Below are 6466 nucleotides of genomic sequence, written 5' to 3'. Positions count from 1 at the left end.
GATATCATTTTCTTGTAATTTCATTTCAAAATCTAAAGGCAAAACGACTTGATTCATGGTATAATGTTTAAACATAAGGGATACCTCCGGTTCTGTTTGGGTGTGATTACTTTAACTTTACCAGAAGTTATCCCTTTTGCGTACATAAATCTCTAAAAAAGTGGTACTCACCAAATTATTGGCGAGTACCACTTTTTATTTTACTGGGTTTTGTCCCAGCCCCTTTTTATTTCAGCAGAAAAATGCATTTGTGATATCTGCGGTTAAAAAATGACAACTGTCAACTATACTTTGTGACATACTATACTAAAATTTACGCACTTATATCTACTAAACTTAGGAAAAGGGAGCTGATGTAGAATGTCTAGTAAGATAATCGAAGTGAATCGATTAAGTAAAAAATATACTACGGTTAGTGCATTAGATACTGTTTCATTTTCAATTAGACAGGGTGAAGTAGTTTCCCTGTTAGGGCCAAACGGCGCTGGTAAAACAACCATTTTATCCATCATTTTAGGTTTACTAACACCAACAGCTGGTTCGGTTCGTTTGCTAGGAATGGACCCAAGAAATCAACTTGTTAAGCAAAGAATTGGTGTTATGCTTCAGGAAACAGGCTTAATGGATAGATTAACTGTTAGAGAACTACTTAAGCTATTTCGTTCCTATTATACAAAACCACTTTTATTGGATGACATGATAAGAATAACAGGATTAACAACCAAAGAGCTTCAAAATAAAGTTGAATATTTATCAGGTGGTCAAAAGCGAAGGGTGAATTTTGCGTTAGCAGTAGCGGGTAATCCAGAAGTGCTTATACTGGATGAACCAACTAATGGTTTGGATGCGATATCTAGGGCATCTTTTTGGCAAGGAGTTACTCAACTAGCAAACCAAGGAAAGACGATTATTTTTACGACACATTATTTACATGAAGCTGATGATATCGCTAATCGAATTATTCTGTTTAATAAAGGACGTGTAATTGCTAATGGTTCTTCAGACGAGATAAAAGAAAAACTCTCAAAACAGTATGTATCATTCAAAATAAATAATGATACGGGAATACCTCAATTGAAGCACCCAGCTATTATCGGTATTGAACAACGATACGACCGAATATATATTGAGACCAAGGATACCGACTCTATCGTTTCTTACATTACTCAACATCAAACAAACACATACGATATTCAAATTGATAAAGGCAAGATGGAAGATGTCTTTCACACTTTAGTCAAAGAAGGGAGTAAATAAATGAGAGTCTTATATTATCAATCTATGGCCGAGATGAAAAGGGCATTTCGAAATCCGTACTATGTTTTTTGGTCTCTATGTATTCCTGTCATTTTTTATTTTGTTTTTACAAACGTGATAAATGTTGGAGTGAGTGATGGAGAACTCTGGGCGTCACATTATTTAATGTCGATGACTACATTTAGTGTGATGGGGTCAAGTATCATGTCACTAGGTATACGGATGGTTCAAGAGAAGTCGACTGGTTGGATCAAATTTATAAAAGTGACTCCTCTGTCTAATGCAACCTATTTATTGAGTCAAATGATTGGACAAAGTTGTATTCATCTATTATCGATTATTGTAATATTTTTTGCTGGCTTTGTAATAAATGGTGTTTCCCTAACTGCTATGCAATGGATAATAAGTGGTTTGTGGATTATAATAGGTTCTTTTGCATTTTTAACATTAGGGACACTCATTGGTACTATGAAAAAAGTGGATACTGCAAATGGTGTAAGTAATATCCTTTTTCTTGCATTAGCATTAATAGGTGGTATGTGGATGCCTTTAGATACTATGCCTAAGTGGCTGCAAGCAATAGCCGAGTGGTTACCCTCCTATAATTTTGTTAATGGTCCCTGGGAAATAATACGAGGGAATACTCCACATTGGGGTAATATGCTAATTCTTTTCTTCTTTACGGGTTTATTTATGATATTATCAACCTATATAAGACGTAGACAAGAGGTGGTGTGATTAGCTTGGTAAAGCAATGCAGGTTTTCCATTTTCCCATTCAAATATGGCTTATATCCATACATATTTTTAGTATATTTATTTATCCCTATTTCATTTCTGTGGGATGAGGTGGGGATGAAGAAATTATTAGGCTTCTTTCTATTAATATTATTTACTGTATCATATCGACAACTCTACTACATTACTAGTCATACGTCTTTTTCTATATGGCTAGGCATACAAATGGTGATTATTTGTATCCAAAGTATTTTTTATCATTATAATTTTATGTACTTAAGTTTTTTTACTGTAAACTTTATTTCATGGTACTTAGAGAAAAAGCAATTCCATATTGCCTGGGGCTGGCTTGCATGTACAATTGGAGTACCATTGGTATACCATGGTTTTATTACACATTCATTTCCTTTTTTGAACGCTCTCCCTTTTGTAGTGGTAATTCTTGCTGCCCCATTTGGAATACGTTCAATGAATAAACGAATGGAGTTGGAAAGCGAGCTAGATGAAGCTAATGCAAAAATAAAAGAGCTAGTTAAACGGGAAGAAAGAACAAGAATTGCCCGTGATTTACATGATACGCTTGGCCATACGTTGTCTTTAATTACCCTGAAAAGTCAGCTAGTTGAACGTTTGATAACAAAAGATAAAAACAGGGCTAAACAAGAGGTTAAGGAAATAGAATTAACATCTAGGATAGCGCTGGATCAAGTGAGGGAATTAGTAACCAGTATGAAGTCTCATACCATTATGGAAGAACTTATTTATGTACAAGATATTTTACAAACTGCTAACATACAAGTTCATACGAACATAAATATTCATATGGAGAGTCTACCAATAGTCGAGCAGAGTATGCTTAGTTTATGCCTACGTGAAGCGGTCACAAACATTATAAAACATAGTAAAGCATCTTATTGTTGGATTGATTTAAAGGATACAGTTGAAAATACATACTTAATCGTGGCAGATGATGGAATTGGGCAATCCCGGGAATGGGGAGAAGGGAATGGTTTAAAGGGGATGAAAGAGAGGTTATCTTTAATTAATGGAGCGTTGACTGTACATACTACGAATGGTAGTGTACTGGAAATGCAGGTTCCTAAAGTAAAGAAAGATGTGGAAACATATGTATAGAATTGTAATTGCAGAAGATCAAAAAATGTTATTGGGGGCGCTCAGTTCTTTATTGGATTTAGAGGAGGATATGGAAGTGATTGGTCAGGCAACTAATGGCGAACAAGCATTAAAGCTTATTCAAACCTTAAACCCAGATATCTGTTTGGTAGATATTGAAATGCCTGTAATGGATGGGTTGCAAGTTGCTGACTATGTAAAGCGTATAGAGAATGGTCCGAAAGTTATCATTTTAACTACCTTCCAAAAACCTGGTTATTTTGAAAAAGCACTAAAATTAGGCATTGATGGCTATCTATTAAAAGATCGTTCTATTGATGAACTTTCTGCAGGTATACGCCAGGTAGCAGCAGGGAAGCAGGTTTATAGTCAGGAGTTAATGGTAGGAATACTTAAAGATGAAAACCCTTTAAATCAGCGGGAGCAAAAAATACTTCAACTTATAGCCATGGGAAAAACTGCGAAGGAAGTAGCAAGTACATTATATTTGTCCTACGGTACGGCACGAAACTATATATCAGAGATTATCCAAAAGCTAGCAGCAAAAAACCGCATAGAAGCGGTTGAAATTGCTAGAAATAAGGGCTGGATATAAAAAGTAAGTAGAATAGTAAGTGTTAAATGATCAGCTGTAGAATTTAGTAGGTTCATGGTTTAGAAGTATATTATGAATTTACTTTAATAGAATTAGGATTTTTATCCACTATTTCATTGGAATCATCATTTAATTCCACATATCCAAAAATTCCGAAAGTAATAATTAAGATAGCAAACATGGCAACAAGAACTTTCTTCATGTTTATTCCTCCATATGTGATTTCTATACTCAGTATAATAAAAATGTTTTTTAATAACCATAGTTTTTTATGACATTTTTTGTGGGAATTCTTACAAATTTGTAAGTTATTGAAGCATTTTTAACAGGCAATTGTAAAACATAAAGAAAAGAAAAAGTCAGCCGCTACTATTCCAATATCCTACAGTTTCATACGACTTATCTCATTAAACATTTTTCAGGCTTTATGTTAAACTGAAGAAGAAATAATCGTGTATAAAATACTATGAAGCGAAACAGTTGTTTATCATAAACATTGTTGCTGTTTCATTCATTAGCTGCAAATCGTTTACATAATAAGGAGGAAAAATTAAAAATGACTAGTAAAGCATTAGATTCTTTTTTAAATGACAATATTGCAGATTTAAAAGAACGAGGTCTATATAATGAAATTGACCCAGTCCAAGGTCCAAATGGTCCGGAGATAACAATCGATGGGAAGGTATTAGTTAATTTGTCCTCTAATAATTATCTAGGGCTTGCTACTGATGAACGCTTAAAGGAAGTAGCAAAGCAAGCAGTGGACTCACACGGTGTTGGTGCAGGTGCTGTTCGGACAATAAATGGTACGCTTGATCTTCATTTGGAACTAGAGAAAAAGCTTGCTGCATTTAAAGGTACAGAAGCAGTTATATCGTTTCAATCTGGTTTTAATTGCAATATGGCTGCTATTTCTGCAGTTATGGATAAGCATGATGCCATCCTTTCTGATGAATTAAACCACGCTTCTATTATTGACGGCTGTCGTTTATCAAAAGCAAAAATAATACGGTTTAATCATTCGGACATGAATGATTTACGTGAAAAAGCTAAAGAAGCGGTCGAATCAGGTCAGTATAATAAAATTATGATTATTACCGATGGTGTATTCTCAATGGACGGAGATATTGCCAAGCTCCCTGAAATTGTAGAAATTGCAGAGGAATTTGATCTTATTACTTACGTTGATGATGCACACGGATCTGGTGTATTAGGTAAGGGAGCTGGTACCGTGAAGCATTTTGGACTACAGGATAAAGTTGATTTCCAGATGGGTACATTATCAAAAGCCATTGGCGTAATAGGTGGTTATGTTGCAGGAAAAGCTAACTTAATTGATTGGTTAAAGGTACGCTCTCGTCCATTTCTATTTTCTACTGCCGTGTCACCAGCTGATGCTGTTGCTAGTACGAAGGCAGTAGAAATATTAATGGAGAGTACGGAATTAAATGAAAAGCTATGGGAGAATGCGAATTATTTGAAAGACGGATTACAACAGCTAGGCTTTGATATTGGTGATAGTGAAACACCAATTACACCTTGTATCATTGGTGATGAAAATGCGACACAAACATTCAGTAAGCGTTTGAATGAGGAAGGTGTCTATGCGAAGTCTATCGTCTTCCCAACGGTACCACGTGGTACAGGGAGAGTAAGAAATATGCCAAGTGCGGCACATACGAAGGAAATGCTAGATAAGGCAATTCAAGTGTATGAGAAAGTTGGTAAGGAATTAGGGATTATATAAAACAGCGGGAAATTGTGTAACAATAGAGAGGAATATCGTGAAATGAAGAAAATTTTAGTCACAGGAGCTTTGGGACAAATTGGCTCAGAGCTTGTCGTTAAATTAAGAGAAACATATGGTGTAGAAAATGTTATTGGGACAGATATCCGTAAGGCAGAAGGGATCATTGCAGAAGGGCCATTTGAACTTGTTGATGTAACGGATGCTAATCAAGTATATAGTGTTGCTAAGAAATATAATGTAGATACTGTCATGCATTTAGCAGCACTATTATCTGCTAAAGCTGAGGAGAATCCAAAATTAGCATGGCATATTAATATGGGTGGCCTTGTTAATGCATTAGAAACTGCTCGGGAACTGAATTTACAGTTTTTTACCCCAAGTTCGATAGGTGCTTTTGGACCAACAACACCTAAGGATCATACACCACAGGATACGTTACAGCGCCCAACAACCATGTACGGTGTCAACAAAGTATCTGGTGAATTGTTAGCAGATTATTATTATCACCGGTTTGGTGTAGATACGCGAGGAGTTCGTTATCCTGGTTTGATTTCTCATGTTACGCTTCCAGGTGGCGGAACTACAGACTATGCGGTGGAAATCTATTATGAAGCTATTAAGCATAAAACCTACACGTCTTGCATTGCAGAAGGGACGTACATGGATATGATGTATATGCCAGATGCGTTAAATGCCATTATCCAGTTAATGGAAGCAGATCCAAACAAATTAAAGCATCGAAATGCATTTAATATTTCTGCTATCTCAGCAGCACCTGAGGACTTTGCTAAGTCTATACAAAAGCATATCCCAGATTTTAAACTGGATTATCAGGTAGATCCTGTTAAGCAGCGAATTGCAGACAGTTGGCCAAATAGTATCGATTCTTCGGCAGCCACGGAAGAATGGGGCTTTAAGGCAGCATATGACCTTGACAAAATGACGAATGAAATGCTTAACAAGGTGAGTATGAAATTTGTAAAATAAAGTGAA

General features: G+C 35.8%; 7 protein-coding genes. 6 read left to right on the top strand and 1 reads right to left on the bottom strand.

Annotation, left to right across the window (positions count from 1 at the left end):
- Positions 1 to 360: 360 nt before the first annotated feature.
- The 4 genes from RVS70_RS16840 to RVS70_RS16825 all read left to right on the top strand — a co-directional run bounded on the left by RVS70_RS16840 (position 361) and on the right by RVS70_RS16825 (position 3723).
- Positions 361 to 1257 carry an ABC transporter ATP-binding protein gene (locus RVS70_RS16840; RefSeq protein ID WP_026682601.1) on the top strand — a complete coding sequence of 299 codons (897 nt, stop codon included), beginning with the start codon at positions 361 to 363 and terminating at the stop codon, positions 1255 to 1257.
- Positions 1258 to 1995 (top strand): ABC transporter permease, encoded by a 738-nt coding sequence (locus RVS70_RS16835; RefSeq protein ID WP_121603993.1) that lies wholly within the window; start codon positions 1258 to 1260, stop codon positions 1993 to 1995.
- A 116-nt stretch (positions 1996 to 2111) separates the two neighbouring features.
- A complete protein-coding gene (locus RVS70_RS16830; RefSeq protein ID WP_321134136.1) occupies positions 2112 to 3128 on the top strand; it encodes a sensor histidine kinase in 1017 nt (338 codons plus the stop codon).
- The gene (locus tag RVS70_RS16825; protein ID WP_026682604.1) at positions 3121 to 3723 is read left to right on the top strand and encodes a response regulator transcription factor; all 603 of its coding nucleotides are present in this window, start codon (positions 3121 to 3123) and stop codon (positions 3721 to 3723) included. The genes RVS70_RS16830 and RVS70_RS16825 overlap by 8 nt, the downstream gene beginning before the upstream one ends.
- Before the next feature lie 70 nt (positions 3724 to 3793).
- Here the strand turns inward: RVS70_RS16825 and RVS70_RS16820 are convergent, their stop codons facing one another.
- Positions 3794 to 3925, bottom strand: a complete 132-nt coding sequence (locus tag RVS70_RS16820) for a hypothetical protein (RefSeq protein WP_255637811.1) — start codon at positions 3923 to 3925, stop codon at positions 3794 to 3796.
- Between the two features lie 354 nt (positions 3926 to 4279).
- Here RVS70_RS16820 and RVS70_RS16815 point away from each other — a divergent pair, with 354 nt between their 5' ends.
- Together RVS70_RS16815 and RVS70_RS16810 are read left to right on the top strand one after the other, a co-directional pair.
- Positions 4280 to 5470: a glycine C-acetyltransferase gene (locus tag RVS70_RS16815; RefSeq protein WP_026682605.1), complete on the top strand. Its 1191-nt coding sequence runs from the start codon at positions 4280 to 4282 to the stop codon at positions 5468 to 5470.
- Positions 5471 to 5512: 42 nt separating this feature from the next.
- Positions 5513 to 6460 (top strand): L-threonine 3-dehydrogenase, encoded by a 948-nt coding sequence (locus RVS70_RS16810; protein ID WP_121603991.1) that lies wholly within the window; start codon positions 5513 to 5515, stop codon positions 6458 to 6460.
- The last annotated feature ends 6 nt before the right edge of the window (positions 6461 to 6466 follow it).

This window comes from Virgibacillus sp. M23, from assembly GCF_034190895.1.
Taxonomy (GTDB): domain Bacteria; phylum Bacillota; class Bacilli; order Bacillales; family Amphibacillaceae; genus Virgibacillus; species Virgibacillus salarius.
This window is presented reverse-complemented; position numbering and strand designations above follow the sequence as displayed.